21 protein-coding genes and 1 riboswitch are annotated in these 24153 nt (G+C 71.5%); of the genes, 15 read left to right on the top strand and 6 right to left on the bottom strand.

All coding sequences use genetic code 11. The features are described from left to right. The first annotated feature begins 162 nt into the window (after positions 1 to 162). The gene (locus tag ACZ7CD_RS23680) at positions 163 to 1170 is read left to right on the top strand and encodes a Gfo/Idh/MocA family protein (RefSeq protein WP_470379680.1); all 1008 of its coding nucleotides are present in this window, start codon (positions 163 to 165) and stop codon (positions 1168 to 1170) included. A gap of 44 nt (positions 1171 to 1214) precedes the next feature. Here ACZ7CD_RS23680 and ACZ7CD_RS23675 read toward each other — a convergent pair whose 3' ends face one another. After that, on the bottom strand, positions 1215 to 1904 hold the full coding sequence (locus ACZ7CD_RS23675) for an NUDIX hydrolase (RefSeq protein ID WP_360395260.1): 690 nt from the start codon (positions 1902 to 1904) through the stop codon (positions 1215 to 1217). A gap of 37 nt (positions 1905 to 1941) precedes the next feature. On the opposite strand from ACZ7CD_RS23675, the gene ACZ7CD_RS23670 reads away from it, so the two are divergent. Both ACZ7CD_RS23670 and ACZ7CD_RS23665 read left to right on the top strand, forming a co-directional pair. Next, entirely contained in the window at positions 1942 to 2889 is a 948-nt protein-coding gene (locus ACZ7CD_RS23670) for an SPFH domain-containing protein (protein ID WP_458430398.1), read from the top strand. A gap of 50 nt (positions 2890 to 2939) precedes the next feature. Next, the gene (locus tag ACZ7CD_RS23665; RefSeq protein WP_458430397.1) at positions 2940 to 3737 is read left to right on the top strand and encodes an NAD(+)/NADH kinase; all 798 of its coding nucleotides are present in this window, start codon (positions 2940 to 2942) and stop codon (positions 3735 to 3737) included. Here ACZ7CD_RS23665 and ACZ7CD_RS23660 read toward each other — a convergent pair. Then, positions 3669 to 4946 (bottom strand): MFS transporter, encoded by a 1278-nt coding sequence (locus ACZ7CD_RS23660; protein WP_360395254.1) that lies wholly within the window; start codon positions 4944 to 4946, stop codon positions 3669 to 3671. The two genes, ACZ7CD_RS23665 and ACZ7CD_RS23660, sit on opposite strands and share 69 nt — an antisense overlap. An 87-nt stretch (positions 4947 to 5033) precedes the next feature. Between ACZ7CD_RS23660 and ACZ7CD_RS23655 the strand changes: the two genes are divergently transcribed. From ACZ7CD_RS23655 to ACZ7CD_RS23630, 6 genes are all read left to right on the top strand, one after another. Continuing rightward, positions 5034 to 5903, top strand: a complete 870-nt coding sequence (locus ACZ7CD_RS23655) for an SGNH/GDSL hydrolase family protein (RefSeq protein WP_470370190.1) — start codon at positions 5034 to 5036, stop codon at positions 5901 to 5903. An 87-nt stretch (positions 5904 to 5990) separates the two neighbouring features. Continuing rightward, positions 5991 to 6374, top strand: a complete 384-nt coding sequence (locus tag ACZ7CD_RS23650; protein WP_360395251.1) for an SSI family serine proteinase inhibitor — start codon at positions 5991 to 5993, stop codon at positions 6372 to 6374. Between the two features lie 88 nt (positions 6375 to 6462). Next, positions 6463 to 8343: an ABC1 kinase family protein gene (locus ACZ7CD_RS23645; RefSeq protein ID WP_470379679.1), complete on the top strand. Its 1881-nt coding sequence runs from the start codon at positions 6463 to 6465 to the stop codon at positions 8341 to 8343. A 144-nt stretch (positions 8344 to 8487) separates the two neighbouring features. After that, entirely contained in the window at positions 8488 to 9135 is a 648-nt protein-coding gene (locus tag ACZ7CD_RS23640) for a TVP38/TMEM64 family protein (protein WP_360395247.1), read from the top strand. A 328-nt stretch (positions 9136 to 9463) separates the two neighbouring features. After that, positions 9464 to 11047 carry a TROVE domain-containing protein gene (locus ACZ7CD_RS23635; protein ID WP_470379678.1) on the top strand — a complete coding sequence of 528 codons (1584 nt, stop codon included), beginning with the start codon at positions 9464 to 9466 and terminating at the stop codon, positions 11045 to 11047. 89 nt (positions 11048 to 11136) lie between these two features. Further along, a complete protein-coding gene (locus ACZ7CD_RS23630) occupies positions 11137 to 11493 on the top strand; it encodes a winged helix-turn-helix transcriptional regulator (protein WP_360395243.1) in 357 nt (118 codons plus the stop codon). A gap of 6 nt (positions 11494 to 11499) precedes the next feature. Here the strand turns inward: ACZ7CD_RS23630 and ACZ7CD_RS23625 are convergent, their stop codons facing one another. After that, complete coding sequence (locus ACZ7CD_RS23625; protein WP_360395241.1) at positions 11500 to 12864, bottom strand: L-serine ammonia-lyase; 1365 nt, start codon at positions 12862 to 12864, stop codon at positions 11500 to 11502. A gap of 31 nt (positions 12865 to 12895) precedes the next feature. After that, a complete protein-coding gene (gene gcvH, locus ACZ7CD_RS23620) occupies positions 12896 to 13276 on the bottom strand; it encodes a glycine cleavage system protein GcvH (protein WP_360395239.1) in 381 nt (126 codons plus the stop codon). A gap of 61 nt (positions 13277 to 13337) precedes the next feature. Beyond that, a riboswitch (glycine riboswitch) is annotated at positions 13338 to 13430 on the bottom strand. A 221-nt stretch (positions 13431 to 13651) separates the two neighbouring features. Here gcvH and ald point away from each other — a divergent pair. Beyond that, positions 13652 to 14764 carry an alanine dehydrogenase gene (gene ald, locus ACZ7CD_RS23615; protein ID WP_360395237.1) on the top strand — a complete coding sequence of 371 codons (1113 nt, stop codon included), beginning with the start codon at positions 13652 to 13654 and terminating at the stop codon, positions 14762 to 14764. A gap of 79 nt (positions 14765 to 14843) precedes the next feature. Here the strand turns inward: ald and ACZ7CD_RS23610 are convergent, their stop codons facing one another. Together ACZ7CD_RS23610 and ACZ7CD_RS23605 are read right to left on the bottom strand one after the other, a co-directional pair. Beyond that, entirely contained in the window at positions 14844 to 15524 is a 681-nt protein-coding gene (locus ACZ7CD_RS23610) for a TetR/AcrR family transcriptional regulator C-terminal domain-containing protein (RefSeq protein ID WP_360395235.1), read from the bottom strand. A 9-nt stretch (positions 15525 to 15533) separates the two neighbouring features. Next, positions 15534 to 16985 (bottom strand): MFS transporter, encoded by a 1452-nt coding sequence (locus ACZ7CD_RS23605; RefSeq protein WP_360395233.1) that lies wholly within the window; start codon positions 16983 to 16985, stop codon positions 15534 to 15536. A gap of 343 nt (positions 16986 to 17328) precedes the next feature. On the opposite strand from ACZ7CD_RS23605, the gene ACZ7CD_RS23600 reads away from it, so the two are divergent. From ACZ7CD_RS23600 to ACZ7CD_RS23580, 5 genes are read left to right on the top strand one after another with little or no spacing between them, the layout of a single operon-like run. Then, positions 17329 to 17511, top strand: coding sequence for a hypothetical protein (locus ACZ7CD_RS23600; protein ID WP_360395230.1), 183 nt, complete (start codon positions 17329 to 17331; stop codon positions 17509 to 17511). Then, positions 17511 to 17954, top strand: coding sequence for a hypothetical protein (locus ACZ7CD_RS23595; protein ID WP_360395227.1), 444 nt, complete (start codon positions 17511 to 17513; stop codon positions 17952 to 17954). The genes ACZ7CD_RS23600 and ACZ7CD_RS23595 overlap by 1 nt, the downstream gene beginning before the upstream one ends. A gap of 21 nt (positions 17955 to 17975) precedes the next feature. Further along, the gene (locus tag ACZ7CD_RS23590) at positions 17976 to 18935 is read left to right on the top strand and encodes an ABC transporter ATP-binding protein (RefSeq protein WP_360395224.1); all 960 of its coding nucleotides are present in this window, start codon (positions 17976 to 17978) and stop codon (positions 18933 to 18935) included. After that, positions 18935 to 19807 (top strand): ABC-2 transporter permease, encoded by an 873-nt coding sequence (locus tag ACZ7CD_RS23585; RefSeq protein ID WP_458430388.1) that lies wholly within the window; start codon positions 18935 to 18937, stop codon positions 19805 to 19807. Before ACZ7CD_RS23590 ends, ACZ7CD_RS23585 begins: the two co-directional genes overlap by 1 nt. A 46-nt stretch (positions 19808 to 19853) precedes the next feature. Next, on the top strand, positions 19854 to 23552 hold the full coding sequence (locus tag ACZ7CD_RS23580) for an ABC transporter ATP-binding protein (protein WP_470379677.1): 3699 nt from the start codon (positions 19854 to 19856) through the stop codon (positions 23550 to 23552). Positions 23553 to 24153: the final 601 nt, after the last annotated feature.

The following is a 24153-nucleotide window of genomic DNA, read 5'->3' as shown; positions in this document are numbered from 1 at the left end:
GGGGTCGGGATCAACGGGAGCTGCGACAGGCCATGCTGGTGACGCGCACGTAGTCCACGTGGCGTCGGCTCACGAGCAGCACGGTCATGGTTGCAAACCGTAGGGGGCCGAACAGCCGCAGGGACACCCCGTCCACCAGGTGGGACCGCTTACTCTGATCACATGCGCACAGCTCTGGTCGGCTACGGACTCGGTGGGGCCGCCTTCCACGCCCCGTTCATCTCGACGACCCCCGGTCTCGAGCTCTCGGCCGTGGTCACCGCCAACCCCCGCCGCCAGTCCGAGGTGCGCTCCCGCTACCCCTCCGCCCGCGTGCTGTCCTCCCTCGACGAGGTGTGGTCCGGCGGCTTCGACCTGGTCGTCATCACCACCCCGAACCGCTTCCACGCGACCCACGCCCGCCAGGTCCTCGACCACGGCCTGAACGTGGTCGTCGACAAGCCCTTCGCCGCCTCGGCGGCAGAGGCCCGCGCCCTGGCCTCCATCGCGGCGGCCCGCGGCCTGCTGCTGGTCCCGTTCCACAACCGCCGCTGGGACGGCGACTTCCGCACCGTCCAGTCCCTGCTGGCCACCGACGCCCTCGGCAAGGTGCACCGCTTCGAGTCGCGCTTCGAGCGCTACCGCCCGGAGGTCAAGTCGTCCTGGAAGGAGTCCGGCGACCCCGCCGACCTCGGCTCCATCCTCTTCGACCTGGGCACCCACCTGATCGACCAGTCCGTGGCCCTGTTCGGCCGCCCGTCCTCGGTCCACGCGGAGATCGCGACCGTCCGCCCCGGCGCCCGCACCGACGACGACGTGTTCCTCGCACTGACCCACGAGGGCGGCGTCCACTCGCACCTCTGGATGAGCGCACTCGCCGCGGACCTCGGCCCGCGCTTCCGCGTCCTCGGCCACGACGCCGCGTACGTGAAGCACGGCATGGACCCCCAGGAGGACCGCCTGAAGGCGGGCGAGACCCCCGGCGGCCCCGGCTGGGGCGAGGAACCGGAGTCCGCGTGGGGCACGCTCGGCGGCACCCCGCACCGCACGGAACCCGGCGCGTACCAGGACTTCTACGCGGCCGTCGCAGCCGGCACCGCTCCCGTGTCGCCGCTCGACGCCGTGACGGGCCTGGAGGTCATCGAGGCCGCGAAGCAGTCGGCGGCGACGGGCACCTCGGTCCGCCTCTGAGCCGGGGGCGGAGGCCGAGCCGTTCCCCCGGCCGAAGACGCGGCTCACCCCCGCACCAACGGCGGGTACAACACCTCCGCCACCCCACGCCGGAACAACGCCGCAGGCCGCCCCCCGTCCCGCCCGGTGCTCTCCCCCGTCGCCTCCAGCATCCCCTGGACCCCGGTCACCTTCCGGTGGAAGTTCCGCGGGTCCAACGTCACCCCCCACACGATCTCGTACACCCGCCGCAGCTCGGCGACCGTGAACTCGGCTGGGCAGAACGCGGTCCCCAGCGGCGTGTACTCCAGCTTGGCCCGCGCCCGCTCCACCCCGTCGCCCAAGATCCGCGCGTGGTCGAACGCCAGCGACGACACCTCCGCCACCGGCACCCAGGACGCGGCGGCGGCGTCCGTCCCCGCGACGGGCACCGGCAGGTCCGGTGCGAGGGCCAGGTAGGCGACGGACACCACCCGCATCCGCGGGTCCCGCCGGGGTTCCCCGTAGGTCGCGAGCTGCTCCAGGTGCAGCCCGGACACCCCGGTCTCCTCCCGCAGCTCCCGCGCGGCCGCCGCGTCCACCGACTCGGCCACGCGCACGAACCCGCCCGGCAACGCCCACCGCCCCCGGAACGGTGCCTCTCCCCGCCGCACCAGCAGGGCGCACAGCGCGTCCGACCGCACGGTCAGCACCACCAGGTCGACCGTGACGGCGAAGGGAGGGAAATCACTTGGCGTGTACACGACAGCGAGCATAGGATTATCGTCAGATTGACGACAAGGAGACGAACCCATGGCCGACATCAGCCGCTACCCCGGACTCCGCCACCTGCGCGGCACCCCGACGGTCCACATCAGACACGTCCGCAACGGCGAGCTGGTCCACGACGGCACCGGGCTGAGCTTCTGGTTCCGGCCCAGGACCGCCGTGCTGAGCGAGGTCCCGGTCGACGACCGCGAGCTGCCGATGCTCTTCCACGCCCGCACGCAGGACTACCAGGACGTGACCGTGCAGCTGACCGTCACGTACCGCTGCACCGACCCGGAGACGGCGACCGCGCGCATCGACTTCTCGATCGACCCGGACACCGGCACCTGGCGGCAGGACCCGTTGAGCCAGATCGCGAACACCCTCACCGAGAGCACCCAGCAGCACGCGCTGAAGATCCTCGGCACGCTCGACCTGCAGACCGCGATCCGCACCGGCGTGGAGCGCGTCAAGCAGGCCGTGGCCGCCAACCTGACCGCCGCCCACATCGGCCTGGAGGTCATCGACGTGCGCGTCGTGGCGATCCGGCCGGACGCGGACATGGAGAAGGCGCTGCAGACCACCGTCCGCGAGCAGGTGCAGCAGGAGGCGGACAAGGCGACCTACCAGCGCCGTGCGGTGGCCGTCGAGCGCGAGCGCGCGATCAGCGAGAACGAGCTGCAGAACCAGATCGAGCTCGCGAAGCGGGAGGAGCTGCTCGTCGTGCAGCGCGGTGCCAACGCGCTGAAGAAGGCGGAGGACAACGCGCGGGCCGCCCGGATCGCCGACGACGTCAAGGCCGAGGGCATCCGCAAGCTCGCCGAGGCGGAGGCCGCCGGCGAGAAGGCGCGGCTGGAGGCCTACCGCGACGTGCCGCAGGAGACGCTGTTCGCGTTGGCCGCCAAGGAGTTGGCCGGCAACCTGCCCGAGATCGGCAGCATCACCCTCACCCCCGACCTGATCCAGCCGATCCTGCAGCGGCTCGCGCGATGAGCCTCGCTCCCCGAATTGTGGTGGTGCACCGGCGCACCGAGCTGACAGAGTTGCTGGCACGACACGGCACACGGGGCCAGGTCGAGTTCTTCCTGAAGTCCCGCAACCGAACCCTGGACGAGGTGGTGGATCGTGACCAGCAGACCCGGCGGGCGCTGGGAGAGGTCGGCGCCGCGATCCCGCTGGACTGGCGCCGCGGCGTGGTCGAGAGGGAAGACCTGTCGCGGTTCCTGTTCGCGCCCGAGGACGTAGTCGTCATCGTCGGGCAGGACGGGCTGGTCGCGAACGTCGCGAAGTACCTCGACGGCCAGCCCGTGATCGGTATCAACCCCGACAGGGGCGTGCTCGCCACGCACGCCCCGAAGGACGCCGCGGAGCTCCTGCGCGGCACCGGGAACACCGAGGACCGCACGATGGTCGAGGCGCGGTCGGACGACGGCCAGGTCCTGTTGGCGCTCAACGAGGTCTACGTCGGCCACCCGGGCCACCAGACCAGCCGCTACCGCGTGCACGGCGAACGCCAGGCCTCGTCGGGCATCCTCGTCGGCAGCGGCACCGGTGCCACGGGCTGGTGCTCCTCCGCCCACCGCGAACGCGGGAGCACCCTCACCCTCCCCACCCCCACCGAACGCAGGCTCGTGTGGTTCGTGCGCGAGGCGTGGCCGTCGCCGGGCACCGGTGTCGAGCACACCGAGGGCGAGATCACCGACGGGCCGCTGCACGTCGACGTCGAGTCCGACGGGCTGGTGGCGTTCGGCGACGGCATCGAGAGCGACGCGCTACGCCTCGGCTGGGGCCAGCGGCTTTCCGTCGGTCTCGCCGCCCGCCGGCTCCGCCTCGTGCGCTGAGCCGATCACCAGCAGGCACACCCCGGACAGCACCGCGCCCGCGACCAGGTAGAGCGAGATCGCCCAGGTCCCGGTGCGCAGCAACGACTGCGCGACCAGCGGCGCGAGACCACCGCCCAGCACGGCACCGAGCTGGAAGCTCAACGCCACACCGCTGTAGCGCACGCGGGTGTGGAACAGCTCGGCGAAGTAGGCGGCGGACGGGCCGAACAACGCCGCCGAGCCGATGAACCCGAGCACCATCGCGAAGGTGAACCAGCCCGCGTCCGTGAGCCAGAACAGCGGGAACGCGAACGCGGCCTGGAAGACCGCGCCGCCGAACATCACCGGCAGCCGGCCGATCCGGTCCGACAGCAGCGCGAACGCCGGCACCGCGACCACCTGCGCGAGCGACCCGATCACGGTCGCCACCAGCAGGTCGTCCGCCGTGATCTTCAGCGCCGTGCGGCCGTAGCCGATCATGAACACGCTCAGCAGGTAGATGAAGATCGTGAAGCCAAGGTTGACGCCCGCGCCCAGCAGCACGACCCGCCACCGCGTCCGCAGCACCTCGGCGATCGGCAGCCGCGACTTCTCCGCGCGCTCGAACCGCGGGCTCTCCGCCACCCGCAGCCGGATGTACAGGCCGATCCCGACCAGCACGACCGAGAACAGGAACGGCAACCGCCAGCCCCACTCCAGGAACGCCGTCCCGGACGCCTTCGACGACGCGTACATCGCGAGGTTCGCCAGCAGCACACCCGCCGGCGACCCGATGAACACCCAGCTGCCGTACCAGCCCCACCGGCCCGGCGGCGCGTGTTCGACCGCCATCAGCGACGCGCCGCCCTGTTCACCGCCCATGAAGAAGCCCTGCACGAGACGCAGCAGCACGAGCAGCAACGGCGCGAGAATGCCCACCTGCGCGTAGGTCGGCAACAGCCCGATCAACGCCGTCGACAGTCCTGTCACCGAGAGGGTGACCACGAGCATCGAGCGTCGCCCGACGCGGTCACCGAGGTGCCCGATCACCGCGCCGCCCAGCGGCCGGGCGAGGAAGCCCGCGCCGAACGTGGCGAAGGCGAGCAGCACGCCGATGCGCGGGTCGAACTGCGGGAAGAAGACCTTGTCGAACACGAGCGCGGAAGCCGTGCCGTACAAGAGGAAGTCGTACAGCTCGATCGTGTTGCCGACCGCCGATGCGAACGCTGCCCTGCGTACCCCCGTCATCGTTCCAGCCTGGTGGAGGGATTGACAGTGCGCAATGGCCCGGTCACCCTTCGTCCTACGTTCCTACTGTTCAGTAACGAGGTAGCAATGACGCGCCGAGTGACTGTTGTCTCCGTGCTCACCGCCCTGGTCGCCGCGTTCCTGGCGCCCGCGGCCTCCGCCGCGCCGCAGTACCGCGAGTACGTCTCGCTGGGCGACTCGTTCGTCTCCGGGCCGTTCATCCCGCTGCAACGGCTCGACCCGCTCAGCTGCTTCAAGTCCACGCAGAACTACCCGTCGGTGCTGGCCCGGCGGCTGAACGTCGCGAGCTTCACCGACATCTCCTGCGGTGGCGCGCAGACCAAGGACATGCTGGGCGTGCAATCCGGCGTCCCCGGCCAGTCCGTGCCGCAGTTCTCCGCGCTCAAGGCCACCACCGACCTCGTCACGGTGTCCATCGGCGGCAACGACATCGGCTTCTCCGACATCATCCTCACGTGCGCCGCGAAGAGCGTGCTCGACCCGAACGGCGCGCCCTGCAAGGCGACCTACGGCGACCAGCTCGCCCAGCGCGTCGCCGCGACCGCCCCCGAGGTGGCCGCCGTGCTCGCCGGGATCAAGCAGCGCTCGCCCGCCGCGAAGGTCGTCGTGGTCGGCTACCTGCGCATCCTGCCGTCCTCCGGCGGCTGCTGGCCGGTCGTGCCGATCTCGCGCGGCGACGTGCCGTACCTCGACGGCGTGCAGCAGCAGCTCAACGCCATGCTCGGCGCGCAGGCCCAGGCCGCCGGTGCCACGTTCGTGAACCCCTACGACATCAGCGCGGGCCGCGACACGTGCGCCGCTCCGTGGGACAAGTGGGTCGAGGGCATCATCCCGACGAGCATCGCGTTCCCCGTTCACCCGAACGCCAAGGGCATGGCGGCGGTCGGTGACCAGGTCGCCGGCGCGCTCGCCGGGACGGAGCTCGCGGGCGTCTAGTTGCACGCCGTGAGGGCGGTTTACACGATCCGGTGTTACCGCTGAGTTGAATGGAGTTCCGGGTCCTCGCCACGCCATGGTGGTGGCATGGCAAGGACCCGACTTCTGCTCGCCTGCCTCGCGCTCGCCGTTCCCCTGGTTCCCGCGACCGCGCAGGCAGCGCCCTTCCTCCCCGCATCCGGCCTGGTGCTGACGGTGCAGCCGGAGATGGGCGCCCTCAGCACCACGCAGCTGCAGTGCGACCCCGCCGGCGGGCTGCACAAGCACGCCCAGCAGGCGTGCGACCAGCTCACGCCGGTCGACGGCGACTTCCGCAGGCTGGAGGACACCGGCGCGATGTGCACGATGGAGCTGAACCCGACGAAGGCGATGCTGCGCGGCAAGTGGCGCGGCAAGAGGATCGACTTCCAGCAGGTGTACTCGAACCCGTGCGCCGTGCGCGCCCACACCGGCAAGGTCTTCGACTTCTGACCCCCTGACCGCGCCACCGGTGTTCCAGCGCACCGCCGTCGTGCTGGAGCACCGGTGGCGTTCAGCTCGCTCCGCCTAGGCTGCGGCCATGGGGGACTTCCTGGTCTACGCGGTCGGCTTCCCGGCCACCTTCCTGCTGCTGGTGCTGGGAATGGCGCTGGCCGCGCGCCGCATCCTCGGCCTGCGCGTCGGCCTGGTCCGCACCGCGCTCATGTGCCTGCTGGCCATGTCGATCGCCTCCGGACTCTTCGGCGCCACCACCGCGGAGCCCTCGCCCGCGCTGGTGAGCGTCCAGCTCGGACTGTCGCTGCTCGTCGTGATCGGGCTGCTGGCGCTCGCCGAGGTGCTGGTGCCGACCGGCTCGATCCCGCCGGTCACCGAGTGGTGGGGCCTGCTCCGCCGCCGGATCGCCCGCACCCGCCGGTACTCGCGCATCACCGCCATCGCGTTCCGCCACGGCCTCGGCCCCTACCTGCGCGGCCGGGAACGCACCGACACCGGCCTCGCCCGGTCGCTGCGGCTCGCGCTGCAGGACGCCGGGGTGACGTTCGTGAAGCTCGGCCAGGTGCTGTCGACCCGCTCCGACCTGCTGCCCGCCGACTTCGTCGCCGAGCTCAGCCTGCTGCAGGACGAGGTGCCCGCCGCGTCCTGGGAGTCGGTGCGCGCGGTGCTCGACGCCGAGGTGGGCGTGGACGCGTTCACCTCGGTCGATCCCGAACCGCTGGCGGCGGCGTCCATCGCGCAGGTGCACCGGGCGGTGCTGAGGACCGGTGCCGAGGTCGTGGTGAAGGTGCAGCGCCCGGACGTGCGGGCGGTCGCCGAGGGCGACCTGGACATCGTGGGCCGGCTGGCCGAGACGTTGCAGCGCACGCGGTGGGGTGCGGCGCTGGGCGTGCGGGACCTCGCGAACGGGTTCGCGGTGGCGTTGCGCGAGGAGCTGGACTTCCGGGTGGAGGCGCGCAACATCACGGCCGTCTCCGCCGTCGCGGACGCCTCCGTCGGCCTGCCGCACGTGCACCTGTCGACCGAGCGCGTGCTGGTGATGGACCGCCTCGACGGCGTGCCGGTCCGCCGTGCCGCGGCGGACGAGGGCCTCGCGCGCACGCTGCTGCGGTTCGTGCTGCGCCAGGTCGTGCTCGACGGCGTCTTCCACGCGGACCCGCACCCCGGCAACGTCCTGCTGCTCGCCGACGGCCGCCTGGGCCTGCTCGACTTCGGCTCGGTCGGCCGCATCGACTCGGCGCTGCGCTCGGCGTTGCAACGGCTGCTGCTCGCCGTCGACCGCGGTGACCCGGCTGGCCTCACCGACGCGGTGCTGGAGCTGACCTCCCGCCCGGAGGACATCGACGAACAGCGCCTGGAACGCTCGCTCGGCCAGTTCATGGCCCGCCACCTCGGCGCCGGCATGCGCCCGGACGTGGAGATGTTCGGCGACCTGTTCCTGATCGTGTCCCGCTTCGGCCTGAGCATCCCGCCGGAGGTCGCGGCCGTGTTCCGCGCCCTGGCGACCCTGGAGGGCACCCTCGGCGTGCTCTCCCCCGGTTTCGACATCGTCGTGGAGTCACGCGCGTTCGCCGCCGAGCAGATCTCCGAACGCCTCACCCCCGAGTCGGTCCAGCGCACCCTCACCGAGGAGCTGCAGGCCGTCCTGCCCGTGCTGCGCAGGCTGCCGCGGCGCGTCGACCGCATCACCGGCGCCGTGGAACAGGGCCGCCTGAGCATGTCGATGCGCCTGTTCGCCGACGAACGCGACCGCGCCTACGTGACCGGCCTGCTGCACCAGGTGATGCTGACCGTCCTCGGCGCGACCGCGGGCGTGATGGCCGTGCTGCTGCTCGGCGCCGGCGGCGGCCCGCAGGTCGTGCCGGACCTGGGCCTCCACCAGGTGCTCGGCTACAACCTGCTGATCATCTCGGTGCTGCTGGGCCTGCGCGTCGTCGTGGCCGTGTTCCGCCCGCGCCGCGCCTAGGTCCTTTGTGCACCAGCCACGGCGTGAGCGCTGAGCACCGGAGCGGCACCCGGTGCGTCGAGACGACACACGTTCGGGTTCCAGTCGCTGAACCCGCGCCACTGGCGGATTGTCCGGCGCACCGCGGTGGGCGACCATCACCCGATGAGTTGTGAGACGGGCGTGCGGTGGAAGTGGATACCGTTCGTCGTGCTCGGCTTCGTGCTGCTGAGCTGGATCGTGTTCGAGGCGCTGAACCTGATCGACTTCGAGGGGGTCGTCACCTGGGTGCGCGGCATCGACCCCGTGTGGGCCGCGGCCGTGATCTTCGCCCTGCTCGTCGTCGACGTCCTCCTGCCCGTGCCGTCCACTCCGCTCATCGTCCTCGCCGGAACCGCGTTGGGCCTGCCGTTCGGCCTGGTGCTCGCGGTCGTGGGCTCCCTGGGCTCCTCCGCGGCGGGCTACGCACTGGGCCGCTTCGCACGCCCGTGGCTGGTGCGGCGCGTCGTGACCATCGAGGAGCTGCGGGAGATGCGGCGGTGGGGACGGCAGTTCGGGCCCTGGTTCTTCGGGGTCGCACGCGGAATCCCGATGATGGCGGAGACGGTGTCCGTGTCGGCCGGGGTGTCGCGGGTGTCGTTCGGGACCTTCATGACGTCCACCCTGCTGGGAACCGTCCCGATCTGCGCGGCCTACGTCTTCGCCGGGTCGCGGGCGGACACCGTCGAGCAGATCGTCATGATCAGCGCATTCGGTTTCCTGGCCACCGCCGGGTTGTTCTACCTCCTGCGGCGTTTCGTGAAAACACCGTAAACCGCTTGCGCGGTGTGGTTTCCTGTAGTCAGGCCCGGTGCGCAGCAGAGGGTTACTTCGGTATCTCAGGTTCGACTCCTGAAGGCCGGCCAGTCCGGCTCTTCGCCCATCCCGGTGGGCAGTCACCTTCTGCGCCTTGACCTCGGGCCACCCTTCTGCCACGCCACCGAGTTCCTGAGAACAATTCGGTGGCGTGGCGTGGTTGTCTGTACGTGCACCCGGTGCGAAACCTTTCACCGCAAATGGGGCGGTCGCGGGTTCGAATCCCGTCAGCCGGATTCCTGTCCGCTGTGCGCTCCCCCGTCTCGCCTCCCGAGGGGGAAGAGCCATGTCGAAGTTCAACGTCCTGAAGGCGCGTCCGTTCGGGAAGAGCCCCATCGGGTCGAAGCGGTCCGGCCGCACCCACGAGGGCGGCGCCGGCTACGAGCGCACCGCGCTGGGCGAGCTGTTCCTGCTGGCCGTGTCGAACATGGGCGGCGAGCAGACGTTCTACGAGAGCGGCGGCACCCGCGACGAGCGCTACGCGCAGTTGGTGCGCACGGCGGCGTTGCAGGATCCCGAGTGGACGGCGCGGATGCTGGCGTGGCTGCGCGGCGAGGCGAACATGCGGACCGCGGCACTGGTCGGCGCCGCCGAGTTCGTGAAGGCGCGGCTCGAGGCCGGTGCCGACGCGGGCGTGACGAACCGCGCGGTCGTGGCGTCGGTGCTGCAGCGCGCGGACGAGCCGGGCGAGCTGCTGGCCTACTGGACCGCGGTCCACGGCCGGACCGTGCCGAAGCCCGTCAAGCGCGGCATCGCGGACGCGGTGCGGCGGCTCTACGACGAGCGGTCGGTGCTCAAGTGGGACAGCGAGGCGCGCGGTTTCCGCGTGGCCGATGTGCTGAACCTCGTGCACCCGTCGCCGAGCGCGGCCTGGCAGGGGGACCTGTTCCAGTACGTGCTCGACCGCCGCCGCGACCCGGACGTCACCGTGCCCGAGTCGCTGCGGACCGTCGCGGCACGGCGGGAGCTGATGGCGTGGCCGGTCGAGCAGCGCCGGGCGTTGTTCGGGCGACCGGACGCGGCGGACGTGCTGCGGCGGGCCGGGATGACGTGGGAGTCGGTGGCCGGGTGGTTGCAGGGTCCGATGACGGCGCGGGTGTGGGAGGCACTGGCACCGTCGATGGGTTTCATGGCCGCGATCCGCAACCTCAGGAATTTTGACGAGGCGGGCGTGTCGGACGAGGTCGCGGCGCAGGTCGCGGCCCGGCTGGCCGACCCCGGCCAGGTGGCGCGGTCGCGGCAGTTCCCGTTCCGCTTCCTCTCGGCGTACGAGGCGGCGCCGAGCCTGCGCTGGGGCCACGCGCTCGACCGGGCGCTGCAGGCGTCGCTGGGCAACCTGCCGGCGCTGCCGGGCCGGTCGCTCGTGCTGATCGACACCTCGGGGTCGATGACCTGCACGGGCTACTCGGCGCGTTCGAAGGTCACGCCGGCCAAGGCCGCGGCCGTGTTCGGCGTGGCGCTCGGGGCCAAGGGCGAGCAGGTCGACGTCCACGGGTTCGCGACCGGCGTGTTCCGCCACGAGCTGCGGCGAGGGGCGTCGGTCATCAGCGAGGTCGACCGGTTCCTGGGCAGGGTCGGTGAGGTCGGGCACGGCACCGACGTCATCGGTGCGCTGAAGAGCTCGTACCGAGGGCACGACCGGGTGTTCATCATCTCGGACATGCAGACGGTCGCCGGGCCGGGCGGTGCCGGGGTCGACGACGTCGTGCCGCGGCACGTGCCGGTCTACGGGTTCAACCTGGGCGGGTACCGGCAGGGGGCGTTCGCGTCGGGCACGGGGAACCGGCACGAGTTCGGCGGCCTGACGGACGCGACGTTCCGCGCGGTTCCGCTGATCGAGGCGGGGCGCGACGCCGACTGGCCGTTCTGAGCAGGCAGGCCCGCACACGCGCTGTGTGCGGGCCTGCCGTTCGAGCGAGCACTAACTTTTCGTAAGTGCGATGGGGTACCCTCGCGGACATGGAGTTCACCGTGTTCGCGAAGGCGTGCCCGTCACGTCCCACGCTGGAGCACGTCACCGGCCGGTGGGGCAGCCTGACGCTGAGCGCGCTGGTCGACGGGTCGCTGCGGTTCAACGAGCTGCGCCGCCGGGTCGACGGCGTCAGCGAGAAGATGCTGTCCCAGACGTTGCACGCGCTGGAGCGCGACGGGCTCGTGCACCGCGACGCGCAGCCGACGAACCCGCCGCGGGTCGACTACAGCCTCACGCCGCTCGGGCGCGAGACGGCGGAGAAGCTGATGGCGTTGATCGTGCTGCTGGAGTCGCGGATGCCGGACGTGATCGAGGCCCAGCGCCGGTACGACGCCAGGCCCTGACCAGCCTCAGCACTCGATGACGTTGACGGCGAGACCGCCGCGCGCCGTCTCCTTGTACTTCACCGACATGTCCTTGCCGGTGTCCCGCATGGTCTTGATGACCTTGTCCAGCGACACGAAGTGCGAGCCGTCGCCGCGCAACGCCATGCGCACCGCGGTGATCGCCTTGACGGACGCGACGGCGTTGCGTTCGATGCACGGGATCTGCACCAGGCCGCCGATCGGGTCGCAGGTGAGGCCGAGGTTGTGCTCCATGGCGATCTCGGCGGCGTTCTCGACCTGCTCCGGGGTGCCGCCGAGGACCTCGGCGAGACCACCGGCGGCCATCGAGCACGCGGAGCCGACCTCGCCCTGGCAGCCGACCTCGGCGCCGGAGATCGAGGCGTTCTCCTTGAACAGCACGCCGATGGCGCCCGCGGTGAGCAGGAACCTCACCACGCCGTCGTCGTTCGCACCGGGCACGAACCTGGTGTAGTAGTGCAGGACCGCGGGCACGATGCCGGCCGCGCCGTTCGTCGGTGCGGTGACGACCCGGCCGCCTGCCGCGTTCTCCTCGTTGACGGCCAGCGCGAAGAGCGTGACCCAGTCCATGACGCGCAGCGGGTCGGTGACGAAGTGCTCGCCCTCCAGCCGTTTGCGCATCTCGGCGGCGCGGCGGCGGACCTTGAGACCGCCGGGCAGGATGCCCTGCTCGGTGCAGCCGCGTTCGACGCACTCCTGCATCACGTGCCAGATGTGCAGGAGCCCGGCCCGCACCTCCTCCTCCGAGCGCCACGACAGCTCGTTGGCCATCATGATCTCGCTGATCGACAGGCCGGTCTCTCGGCAGCGCGCGAGCAGCTCGTCGCCGGTCAGGAACGGGTGCGGCAGCGGGGTCGAGTCGGGTTTGATGCGGTCGCTGCCGGACGCGTTCTCGTCGACGACGAAGCCGCCGCCGATCGAGTAGTAGACGGCGTGCTCGACCGGCTCGTCACCGCGGAACGCCTCGAAGCTCATGCCGTTGGGGTGCAACGGGAGCGACTTGCGGCGGTGCATGACGAGGTCGCGGTCGTGCGCGAAGCCGATCTCGTGCGTGCCGCCGAGCCGCAGCCGTCCACTCGCGACGATCTCCTCGACGCGGTGGGCGGCGGCCGCGGGGTCCACCTCCTCCGGGAGGTTGCCCTCCAGGCCGAGGAACACGGCCTTGGGGCTGCCGTGGCCGTGCCCGGTGGCGCCGAGCGAGCCGAACAGCTCGACGTGCACGCGGTCCACTTCGGACGCGCGGGCACCGAGCTTCTCGACGAACATGGCGGCGGCGCGCATCGGGCCGACGGTGTGCGAGCTGGACGGCCCGATGCCGACGGAGAACAGGTCGAAAACGCTGATCGCCACTGATCAGTCCTTCGTGGTGGGTGCGAGCGGGTCAGTCCGAGGTGAGCTCGGCGTACTTGGCCGCGGTGAGCAGGTCCTCCGCGGAGTCCACGCGCACCTTGAACAGCCAGCCGGCGCCGTACGGGTCGGTGTTGATGATCGCCGGGTCGTCGACGACGGCGGTGTTGACCTCGAGGACCTCGCCGGTGACCGGGGAGAACAGGTCGCTGACGGACTTGGTGGACTCCAGCTCGCCGCAGACCTGGTTGGAGACGACCTCGGCCCCGACCTCGGGGAGCTGGACGAAGACGATGTCACCCAGCGCGTCCGCGGCGTACTCGGTGATCCCGCAGGTCAACGGGTCCTGGGTGCCCGGCGTCCAGTCGACCCACTCGTGTTCGGCGGTGTAGAGCAGGTTCTCGGGGAACTCCACGGCGACTCCTCTGGCAGATGACGGGCAGGAAACGTGCGCCCCCTCCGCCGTGCAGAGTTGCCTACCCCGAGTGGTCTTGCTGCCTGAGAGTGTGCGGGAGCTTGCCCCTTCGGCGCCCCGACCAGCTCGTCGAGGTCTCTCCCACCCGGGTTCTGGTGCCCGTCAGGGGCACCGCGGCCGTTATTCAGTTCCGGTGGGAACGCTATGTGGGCCCGCCACCGGGTGTCAACGCGGGACCGGTACAGGCGTGGCGCAGGTCGCTTTGTCCCAGCAGCACAACCGGCCTGGTCCCGAACAGTGCAACCCGCACAGTGACATGACCTCCCGGCTGCCCCACATTGTGAGATAGCAGCCAGCCGAAACGGAGGAGTCATCGTGCGGATCGCCGTTCCTCGCGAGATCAAGAACCACGAGTACCGCGTCGCCCTCACGCCGGCCGGGGCCCACGAGCTGACCAGCCGGGGCCACGACGTGTACGTCGAGCAGGGCGCCGGTCTGGGCTCCGCGATCACCGACGAGGAGTACCTCGCCGCGGGTGCGAAGGTCCTCCCGACCGCCGACGACGTCTGGGCCGAGGGCGACCTGGTCCTCAAGGTCAAGGAGCCGATCGCGGAGGAGTACCCCCGCCTGCGCTCCGGCCAGACCCTCTTCACCTACCTGCACCTCGCCGCCGACAAGCCGCTGACCGAGGCCCTGCTGGCCTCCGGCACCACGGCCATCGCCTACGAAACGGTGCAGCTGCCGAACCGCTCGCTGCCGCTGCTCGCCCCGATGTCCGAGGTCGCGGGCCGCCTCGCCCCGCAGGTGGGCGCGTTCAGCCTGATGAAGCCCTCCGGTGGCCGCGGCGTGCTGCCCGGCGGCGTCCCCGGTGTCGCCCCTGCCCGCGTTGTCGTGATCGGCGGCGGTGTGGCCGGTGTCAACGCCGCCACCATCGCCGTCGGCATGGGCGCCGACGTGCAGATCCTCGACACCAACGTCGACCGCCTGCGCCAGATCGACGCCCAGTTCCAGGGCCGCCTGCGCACGCTCGCGTCCAACTCGTTCGCGATCGAGCAGGCCGTCCGCGAGGCCGACCTGGTCATCGGCGCCGTCCTGGTGCCGGGTGCCGCGGCCCCGAAGCTCGTCTCGAACGCGCTGGTCGCGGAGATGAAGCCGGGTTCGGTGCTCGTCGACATCGCCATCGACCAGGGCGGCTGCTTCGAGGACTCGCGCGCCACCACGCACGCCGAGCCGACCTACGAGGTCCACAACTCGGTGTTCTACTGCGTCGCCAACATGCCCGGCGCCGTCCCCCGCACCTCCACCTACGCGCTCACCAACGTGACGCTGCCCTACGCGGTCGCGCTGGCCGGCAAGGGCTGGGAGAAGGCGCTGAAGGACGACCGTTCGCTCGCCCTGGGCCTCAACGCGCACGCCGGTCAGCTGACCAACGGCCCGGTGGCCGAGGCGACCGGCCTGGTGCACACGCCGCTGGAGTCCGTGGTCTGAGAGCCAGTCGGATGGAGGAGCCCCCGCACGCGGAGCACGCTGCGGGGGTTTCGCCTTTCACGGGCGCGCCTCCTCGCGGTCACCGCAGCGCGGCCACCCGCGCCTTGACCCCGTCGATCACGCAGTCCAGCCCGAACTCGAACTGCCCCTCCAGCGACCACAGCTCCTGCTGGTCCAGCATCTCGACGTAGCGGGGGTGCTTCTCCCGGTACAGGTCCGCGATCCGGCCGAGGTCCGGTGGCGGTTCGTCGTGGCCGCCGCGGCTGCGGAAGTTCGCCTCCGCCGTCGTGTACCCGACGACGAAGCTCGACACCGCCGACATCGCCTGCGACGCCTGGACCATCGTCAGGCCGGCCGCCCGCATGGGTTCGAGCATCGCGTCGGCCATGGCGACGGCGTTGGGACCGATGGTGGTGAACTCGCCGATGCCGCGCACCCACCACGGGTGTGCGAGCGCGAGGCGGCGGAACGCGTGCATCATCTCGCGCAGCGCGGGTTCCCACGCGGCGCCGGGGGCCGGGCGCGGGAACTCGCCGTAGATCTCGTCGAGGCACAGCTCGATGAGCGCGTCCTTGGTGGGCACGTGCCAGTACAGCGACATCGGAGCCGCGCCCAGCTCGGCGGCGAGCTTGCGCATGGACAGCTTCGCCAGGCCGTGCTCGTCCAGCACCTCCATCGCCTTGCGGACGATGGCCTCCCGGCTCAGGCCGAGGTGCTGGCCGCTCGCCGGCCTGGGTTTGCCGAACCACACGCTGTCCACGGCTCGATACTAGGCACGCCGCAGCAGCACGCTCGCCACAACACCTCCCAGGAACACGGACACGGCGCCGGCCACCAGGCTGACGCTCATGCCCGACGAGAACGCCTCGCGCACCACGGTCAGGTCCGCGCCGCTGTGCAGCGCCTCCGACAGCGACCGTCCCGGCACTCCGTCGGGCAGCGCGGCGACGAACCGCGCGGACAGCAGCGCGCCGAGGATCGCGATGCCGAACGACGAGCCCAGCTCGGTCAGCGTGGACGACAGGCCGGAGGCGATGCCGGCGCGTTCCGGCGGGATCGCGCCCATCAGCGCGTTGACGGCAACCGGTTGGGCCACACCGACACCGACGCCGATCAGCACCAGCCCGGCCAGCGTCGGCGGGTAGGTGGTGCCGATCGAGAGCAGCACCACGCCGCCCGCGACGACCGTCATGCCGAGCAGCATCGCCTTGGCGGCACCCAGTTTCAGCACGAGCTGACCGAGGGTGTTGCTGGTGACGAGCAACGCGATCGCCATCGGCGCGACGCGCAGGCCCGCCTCCAGCGGGCTGTAGCCGAGCACGCCCTGGAGGTGTTGCGTCAGCAGGAAGAGCGAGCCGGCCATGCCGAACGCCGCCAGCACGCCCGACGCCACGGCACCGGTGAACCGGCGGTCGGCGAAGAACCCGAGGTCGAGCATCGGGTCGGTGGTGCGCCGCTCCCACCACGCGAACACGGCCATCGCGACCAGCCCCAGTGCGAGCGGCACGCCGAACTGCGGCGAGCCGAACCCGTTCTCCGGCACCGAGATCACCGCGTACACGAGCGAGACCATGCCGATGATCGACAGGACCGAGCCGAGCACGTCCGGCCTGCGCACGGCCGGGTCCTTCGACTCCGGCACCAGGAACGCCACCGCCGCGATCGCGAGCAGCGCCACCGGCACGTTGATCAGGAACACCGAGCCCCACCAGAAGTGCTTGATCAGCGCGCCGCCGATCACCGGACCGGCCGCGAAGCCGAGGCTGGTGACCGCGGCCCAGATGCCGATGGCCTTCGGGCGTTCCTCCTCGTCGAACAGCTGCATCAGCACGGCCAGGGTGCCGGGCATCAGCAACGCCGCCCCGACGCCCATGAACCCCCGCGCCGCGATCAGCGCCTCGGACGAGCCCGCGCAGGCCGCCACGGCACTGCCCGCGCCGAACAGCGCCAGCCCTCCCAGCAACGCCCGTTTGCGGCCGAACCGGTCGCTCAGCGAGCCGGTCGTGAGCAGCAGGCCCGCCAGCGCCAGCGAGTAGGCGTTGATCATCCACTGGATGTCGGCGGTGCTCGCGCCCAGACCGGTGGAGATGGACGGGATCGCCACGTTCAGCACGGTGTTGTCCAGCACCACGACCATCACGGACAGGCAGAGCACGCCGAGCACGGCCCAGCGCTGCGGATGTGGCTGCACGCCGACGGTTTCTGTCGTGGTCGCACTCATGAAAACCTCCCCCTTACGGTGTACGAGCAACTTACAGCGTACGAGAACGCAGGGCGCAAGGGGGTTTTTCTGAACAAGAGGGAAGAAGTGGGAAAAATAAAGGGCGGCCGCGCTCAACCAGCCTGGGGGTCACTGGGAGCGGGGCCGCCGGGACCAAATATAGCGGCTCTTCGGCGGTGGCGCCCAGCACCCCCGCCGAAACGCGACCCAAAAGTTGCCTCGCCCAGACCACCGCCCGTGTCCCGCTCATCCGGCAAACGAGTGAAATCCCCCGCTGCCGGTGCGCCGAGCAGGGCCGACGGCCGATGAAGCAGGAGTCGGGTGTCCCTCGAAGGGAGATTCCATGGCTGAACCACAGGGCTGGATCCACTGCCACGACCCGTTCGGTCGAGACAGGTCGATGACCGTTCTGGTGGAGAACGACCGGGTTCTGCTGGTCGCACCACCGGGCGAGGCCGCTGTGATGTCCGCCACCCAGACGCGCCGGCTCGGCTCCCTGCTCGACCAGGCCTCGGCGAAGATGTGATGGACGAGGTCCTGCGCGACGCGGTGCTGCACCGGTTGGCGCTGCTGGAGGAGGTGGCCGAGCAGGGCGCGGCCGAGGCGCTGGTCCCGTTGGCCCGCACCGAGATCCACCGCCTGGCGGACGGCTGGCGGTTGCTGCTCACGCTGCACCAGCCCGACGAGGACGGCCGGTGCCGGACGTGCCCGAGCCGGCTGCGGTGGAGGCGGCGCTGGCCGTGCCAGGTCTGGAACACGGCACACCGGCACCTGATCGGAGAGGGGCTGCCGCACCGGGAACGCCGCGGGCCGCTGCGCAACCCGTTCACCCGATCCGGTGCGATCGCCGAAGTGCCCCCGCGGACCCCCGCCGAGCCCACGCCCGAGCTGCCGATCTTGACCGACGCACCGCAGGTGGTGCACCGCGCGCCGGTCGTGTCGCGGCCAAAGCACGCGTTGCCCGACTGACCATCAGGCAGGATGGGCCGCATGCATGACGGCAGCGGCCTCATCGCGGTGCAGAACCTGACCAAGCAGTTCGGTTCGGTCGCCGCGGTGCAGAACCTGAGCTTCACCGTGTCACCCGGCAGCGTGACGGGCTTCCTCGGCCCGAACGGCGCGGGGAAGACGACGACCCTGCGCATGTTGCTGGGCTTGGTGAAGCCGACCAGCGGCATCGCGACGATCAACGGCAGGCCGTTCCACCAGCTCGGCCAGCCCGGCCGCGTGGTGGGCGCGGTGCTGGAGGCGCAGGGCTTCCACCCGGCGCGCACGGCCCGCAACCACCTGCGCGTGTACGCGGCGGCGATCGGCGTGCCGGACGCGCAGGCCGACCAGGTCCTCGGACTCGTCGGCCTCGCGTCCGCGGCGGACCGCAACGTCGGCGGGTTCTCGCTGGGCATGAAGCAGCGGCTGGCGCTGGCCACCGCGCTGCTCGGCGACCCGCAGGTGCTCGTGCTCGACGAACCCGCGAACGGCCTGGACCCCGAGGGCATCGCGTGGCTGCGGACGTTCCTGCAGTCCTACGCGCGCATGGGGCGCACGGTGCTGATCTCCAGCCACCTGCTGGCGGAGGTCGAGCAGACCGTCGACCAGGTGGTGATCATCTCGCGCGGGCAGACGATGTTCTACGGCCCGCTGGACCAGCTGCGGCAGTCGCAGCGCAAGCGCGTCCTCGTGCAGCCGTCGGACGTCAACTCGCTGGCGACCGCCCTGCGCACGGCCGGCGTGCACGTCGAGCAGCTGCCGGACGGGCGGCTCGCGGTGTCCGGTGTGGACGCCAAGTACGTGGCGGACACGGCGTTGCAGGCGAACGTGTCGATCTACGGCATCCAGGAGGAGCAGGTCGACCTCGAACAGCTGTTCTTCCAGCTCACCAGTGGCCAGTACGCCGGGTACGCGCCGGCGCCGTACCAGCAGCAGCAACAGCAACAGGGTGGTTGGGCCTGATGGGCAACCTCGTACAGGCGGAGCTCCGCAAGACGACCACGACCGGGCTGTGGTGGGGGCTGCTGATCCCGACCGCCGTGCTGGCGCTGGGCTGGGGGCTCGCGACCGGTCTGCTCGGGCAGTTCTTCGTCGACCTCGCGTCGTCGTCGGACGTGGACGAGGTGTCGGACTTCCTAGGCGTGACGCCGGACCAGTGGAAGATCTCGCTCTTCGGCATCGCGCGGGCGATCAACGTGTCGACGATCTTCCCGTTGATCTTCGGTGCGCTGGCGGTGTCCGGTGAGATCCAGCGGCGGACGATCACCACGACGTTCCTGACCGCGCCGTCGCGGATGCAGGCGATGCTGGCCAAGATGCTGGTCTACGTCCTGTGGGGCGCGATCTACGGCCTCGCGATCATGGCCTTCATCGCGCTGGGCGTGGTGCTCACCTCGAACTCCGGGCAGCTGCCGGACGCGGGTGGCTGGGCGATGCTCACGCTGGTCTGCGTGCTGTCGTCGATCCTGATGACGATGTTCGGCGTCGGCGTCGGGGCGTTGATCCCGAACGTCGCGGGCTCGGTCGTGATCCTGATCCTGTACTTCCTGGTGATCGAGAACGTGCTGCACTTCGTGCTCGCCTACCTCGAGGTGCCGTCGGTGATCGGGTTCCTGCCGAACGGGTCGATCAACGGGTTGACCGGGTCGGTCGCGGTCGACCTCTTCCTGTCCACGGCCGGTGTCGTGCCGCCGGAGATCGAGGACGTGCTGCGCGCCATCGCGGGTGCGTCCGGCGCGCTCGACTGGTGGTGGTCGGGACTGGTGTTCGTGGCGTGGGCCGGCGTGGTCTTCGCGGGCGGCTGGGCGGCGACCCAGTCCAAGGACATCACCTGAACTGCGGTTATCACGATTGTCAGACCTGGTCCGTAGCCTCATCCGTGTGAAACAGGGCTGGGTCCGCCGACTGGTGGCGGCGTGTTGGCAGCACCCGCGGCTGGTGGTGCTGTCAGTGGTCGCCGCCGTCCTCGGCGTGGGTCTGCAGGCGGCCGGGCCGTTGCTGCTCAAGGTCGCGGTCGACGACTCGACGGCGGGGCGCACGGACCGGTTGGTGATGCTGGTCGTCGCCCTGGTCGTGCTGGAGGTGCTGACGTTCGCGTCGGCCTTCGTGCGGCGCTACGTCGGCGGGCGGCTGGCGCTCGACGTGCAGCACGACCTGCGGCGGTCGGTGTTCTCCTCGGTGCAGCGGCTGGACGGCGCGAAGCAGGACGAGCTGCGCACCGGGCAGATCGTGTCCCGGTCGATCACCGACCTGCAGCTGGTGCAGTCGCTGCTGATGATGGTGCCGCTGGCGGTGGGCACCGTCGTGTTCGCGCTGGCCGCGCTCGCCGCGATGCTCTACCTGTCGGTGCCGCTCACGATCGTCGCGCTGGTCGTGCTGCCGCTGGTGGCGTGGCTGGCGGGGCGGACCCGGCTCACGCTGTTCCCGGCCACCTGGTCGGCCCAGCAGCGCGCAGCCGACCTCGCGCAGCACGTCGAGGAGACCGTCACCGGCGTGCGCGTCGTGAAGGGCTTCGGCCAGGAGGCGCGCGAGGTCGCCCGGCTGGAGAAGCACGCGCGGTGGCTGTTCGCCGAGCGGATGCGGGCCGCGAAGCTGTCGTCGCGGCCGCTGGCGACCGTCACGGCGCTGCCGCTGCTGGGGCAGGTCGGCGTGCTCGGGCTGGGCGGCTGGCTCGCGTTGCACGGGCAGGTCACGCTGGGCACGTTCCTGGCGTTCTCGGCGTACGTGGCGAACCTGGTCGGACCGACCAGGCTGCTGTCGAGCCTGGTGGTGTCCGCGCAGCTCGCGCGGGCCGGCGTGGAGCGGGTCTACGAGCTGATCGACTCGCAGCCGGACGTCACCGACGGGCCCGACGAGGTGCCGCCGGGTCCACTCGGGGTGTCGTTCTCGGGCGTCACGTTCGGCTACACGCGCAGCGAGCCGGTGCTGACGGACTTCTCGATCTCGGTGGAGCCGGGCGAGACGCTGGCGCTGGTCGGCACCGCCGGGTCGGGCAAGTCGACGGTGTCGCTGCTGCTGCCCCGGTTCTACGACGTGCACTCGGGTGCGGTCGCGGTGGGCGGCGCGGACGTGCGGACGTTGCGGCTGGAGTCGTTGCGCGGCGCGGTGGGCGTGGTGTTCGAGGAGGCCTTCCTGTTCTCCTCCAGCGTGTTCTCGAACATCGCCTACGGCAGTCCCGACGCCTCGCGCGAGGAGGTCGAGCGGGCGGCGAAGGCCGCGGAGGCGCACGACTTCATCCAGGCGCTGCCGGACGGGTACGACACGGTGGTCGGCGAACGCGGGCTGACGTTGTCCGGTGGTCAGCGCCAGCGGGTGGCGCTGGCGCGGGCGCTGCTGTCGGACCCGCGGATCCTGGTGCTGGACGACGCGACGTCGGCGGTGGACAACGCGACCGAGGCCGCGATCCACGCGACGCTGGCGTCGGTCACGGCCTCCCGCACGACGTTGCTGGTGGCGCACCGCCGTTCCACGCTCTCGCTGGCCGACCGGATCGCCGTGCTGGACGCGGGCCGGGTGGTCGACGTGGGCACGCACGAGGAGCTGACCGAGCGGTGCGCGCTGTACCGCGACCTGCTGGCCGGTCCCGGCGAGGCGATCGAGTCGGCGGCCCCGGCACCCACCGGTGACCTGTGGCCGGAGGTGTCGCAGGAGGAGCTCGACCAGCGCCTGGTCGAGGACGCCCGGCCGGCCGGTGGCTCCGGTGCCGCCGCGCTGTCCGGTCGCCGCGGTGGTGGCGGGGGCGCCGCGTCCGCGCTGGCCGGTGGCCCGCCGACGCCGGAGCTGCTGGCACAGGTGCGCGCGTTGCCGCCCGCGACGGAGGAGCCGGTGCTGACCGAGGACCCGACCACACCCGACCCCGGCTTCCGGCTGGCCCGCCTGGTGCGGCCGGTGCGGTGGGCGTTGTTCGGCGTGGGCGCGCTGGTGGTCCTGGACGCGCTGGTCGGCATGGGTCTGCCCGCGCTGGTCCGGCTCGGCGTGGACGGCGGTGTGGTGGGCGGCGAGACGTCGTCGCTGTGGCTCGCGGTCGCACTGGGCGTGGGGCTCGTGGTGGCCGGCTGGCTGACGACGGCCGGCAGCACCGTGCTCGCCGCCCGGCTCGGCGAGCGGCTGCTGTACCTGCTGCGCATCCGCAGCTACGCCCACCTGCAGCGGCTCGGGCTCGACTACTACGAGCGCGAGATGGCCGGCCGGATCATGACCAGGATGACGACGGACGTGGACGCCCTGTCGACGTTCCTGCAGACCGGCCTGGTCACCGCCGTGATCAGCCTGCTGACCGTCGTCGGCGTGACCGTCGCCCTGGTGGTGACCGACCCGTCGCTGGCCCTGATCGCGCTGGCCGTGCTGCCGCTGCTGGTGGTCGCGACGATCGTCTTCCAGCGCCTGTCCTCGGCGGCCTACGCGGAGGCCCGCGAACGCGTGAGCGCCGTCAACGCCGACCTGCAGGAGAACGTCTCCGGCCTGCGCGTCGCCCAGGCCTACACCCGCGAACGCCGTTCCGCGGAGGCCTTCGCCGAACGCAGCGACGCCTACCGCCGCACCCGCCTGCGCGCGCAGCGGTACATCGCGACGTACTTCCCGTTCGTCGCCATGCTGTCCGGCGTGGCCCAGGCCATCGCCCTCGCCGCCGGCGCCCACCGCGTCGCCACGGGCAGCCTCAGCCCCGGCGTGCTGCTGGCGTTCCTGCTGTACCTCGGCATGTTCTTCAGCCCGTTGCAGCAGCTGTCCGGTGTCTTCGACGGCTACCAGCAGGCCCGCGTGGGCCTGCGCCGCATCGGCGACCTGCTGCGCACCCCGACCACCGTCTCCCCACCGGCGTCCCCGGTGCCGGTCCCGGCGCACCTGCGCGGCGAGGTGGAGCTGCGCGGCGTCTCCTTCGCCTACCCCGGCACCGACCAGCCGGCCCTCGCCGACGTCTCCCTGCACGTCCGCCCCGGCGAGACCGTGGCACTGGTCGGCGAGACCGGCGCCGGCAAGTCGACCCTCGTCAAGCTGGTGGCCCGCTTCTACGACGCCACCGCGGGCACCGTCCTGGTCGATGGCGTCGACATCCGCACCTACGACCTCCAGGCCTACCGCCAACGCCTCGGCGTCGTCCCGCAGGAAGCCCACCTGTTCGGCGGCGACGTGGCGGAGAACGTGGCCTACGGCCGCCCGACCGCCACCCACGACGAGATCGAGCAGGCCGTGACCTCGGTCGGCGCCCTGCCGATGGTCGCCACCCTCCCCTCGGGCTTCCACCAGCCCGTCGGCGAACGCGGCAACCGCCTGTCCGCCGGCCAACGCCAACTGGTCGCCCTCGCCCGCGCCGAGCTCGTGCACCCCGACCTCCTGCTCCTGGACGAGGCAACCGCAGCCCTGGACCCGGCCACCGAGTCCGCGGTCCTCGCGGCCAGCGACCACCTGGCCGGCTCCCGCACGACCTTCGTGGTCGCCCACCGCCTGGCCACCGCGGCCCGCGCGGACCGCATCGTGGTGCTGGAAGCAGGCCGCGTCGCCGAAGTCGGCACACACGACACCCTCCTGGCCGCCAACGGCGCCTACGCCCGCCTCTGGCGCCACGGCACCTCAACCCCCTGACCCCTCGCCCCTGCTCCCGCCGCCCACCGCTTGGGGCGGCCAACGCGTACACGCTGCCGCTCGCCCGCGAGGTCGGCCGCGCAGGCACTCGCCCGCGCCTTCGCACCGCGGTAGGCGGGCGCGTGCCGTTTGCGGTCGGCACCGGGTTGAGCCGGACACGCTGCCGGTCACCTCGGGAGGGGTGGTCACGCAAAGCGTTCACCTGCGCCTCGCACCGCGGTGAGGTAGGCGCGCGCCGGATGCGGGCGGCACCGGGTTGAGGCGAGCACGCTGCCGGTCACCTCGGGAGGGATGGTCACGCAAAGCGTTCACCTGCGCCTCGCACCGCGGTGAGGTAGGCGCGCGCCGGATGCGGGCGGCACCGGGTTCAGGCGAGCACGCTGCCGGTCACCTCGGGAGGGGTGATCGCGCAAGGCGCTCGCTTGCGCCTTCGCACCGCGAATGGGCACGTCGCCCGCAGTCTTGGCGCCAGGGGCCAGGCACGTTCTCTGTCACGTCGGCACAGCGGTCGGCCACGTCGACCGCTGTGCCGGCACGCGGGCTGGGCACGTTGCCTGTCACGCCGGCACAGCGGTCGGCCACGTCACCCGCCACGTCGGCA

Source organism: Lentzea sp. NPDC036949 (genome assembly GCF_055608075.1).
The sequence above is the reverse complement of the archived record's forward strand: the minus strand, read 5'-3'. Positions and strand labels throughout refer to the sequence as shown.

Bases quoted from the DNA above. Each gene is read 5' to 3' on its own strand.
- ACZ7CD_RS23635 (WP_470379678.1), top strand. From the start codon at position 9,464: ATGTCGAAGTTCAACGTCCTGAAGGCGCGTCCGTTCGGGAAGAGCCCC.
- ACZ7CD_RS23600 (WP_360395230.1), top strand. From the start codon at position 17,329: ATGGCTGAACCACAGGGCTGGATCCACTGCCACGACCCGTTCGGTCGA.
- ACZ7CD_RS23660 (WP_360395254.1), bottom strand. From the start codon at position 4,946: ATGACGGGGGTACGCAGGGCAGCGTTCGCATCGGCGGTCGGCAACACG.
- ACZ7CD_RS23585 (WP_458430388.1), top strand. From the start codon at position 18,935: ATGGGCAACCTCGTACAGGCGGAGCTCCGCAAGACGACCACGACCGGG.
- ACZ7CD_RS23655 (WP_470370190.1), top strand. From the start codon at position 5,034: ATGACGCGCCGAGTGACTGTTGTCTCCGTGCTCACCGCCCTGGTCGCC.
- ACZ7CD_RS23650 (WP_360395251.1), top strand. From the start codon at position 5,991: ATGGCAAGGACCCGACTTCTGCTCGCCTGCCTCGCGCTCGCCGTTCCC.
- ACZ7CD_RS23670 (WP_458430398.1), top strand. From the start codon at position 1,942: ATGGCCGACATCAGCCGCTACCCCGGACTCCGCCACCTGCGCGGCACC.
- ACZ7CD_RS23630 (WP_360395243.1), top strand. From the start codon at position 11,137: ATGGAGTTCACCGTGTTCGCGAAGGCGTGCCCGTCACGTCCCACGCTG.
- ACZ7CD_RS23590 (WP_360395224.1), top strand. From the start codon at position 17,976: ATGCATGACGGCAGCGGCCTCATCGCGGTGCAGAACCTGACCAAGCAG.
- ACZ7CD_RS23680 (WP_470379680.1), top strand. From the start codon at position 163: ATGCGCACAGCTCTGGTCGGCTACGGACTCGGTGGGGCCGCCTTCCAC.
- ACZ7CD_RS23605 (WP_360395233.1), bottom strand. From the start codon at position 16,985: ATGAGTGCGACCACGACAGAAACCGTCGGCGTGCAGCCACATCCGCAG.
- ACZ7CD_RS23645 (WP_470379679.1), top strand. From the start codon at position 6,463: ATGGGGGACTTCCTGGTCTACGCGGTCGGCTTCCCGGCCACCTTCCTG.
- ACZ7CD_RS23675 (WP_360395260.1), bottom strand. From the start codon at position 1,904: ATGCTCGCTGTCGTGTACACGCCAAGTGATTTCCCTCCCTTCGCCGTC.
- ACZ7CD_RS23640 (WP_360395247.1), top strand. From the start codon at position 8,488: ATGAGTTGTGAGACGGGCGTGCGGTGGAAGTGGATACCGTTCGTCGTG.
- ACZ7CD_RS23595 (WP_360395227.1), top strand. From the start codon at position 17,511: ATGGACGAGGTCCTGCGCGACGCGGTGCTGCACCGGTTGGCGCTGCTG.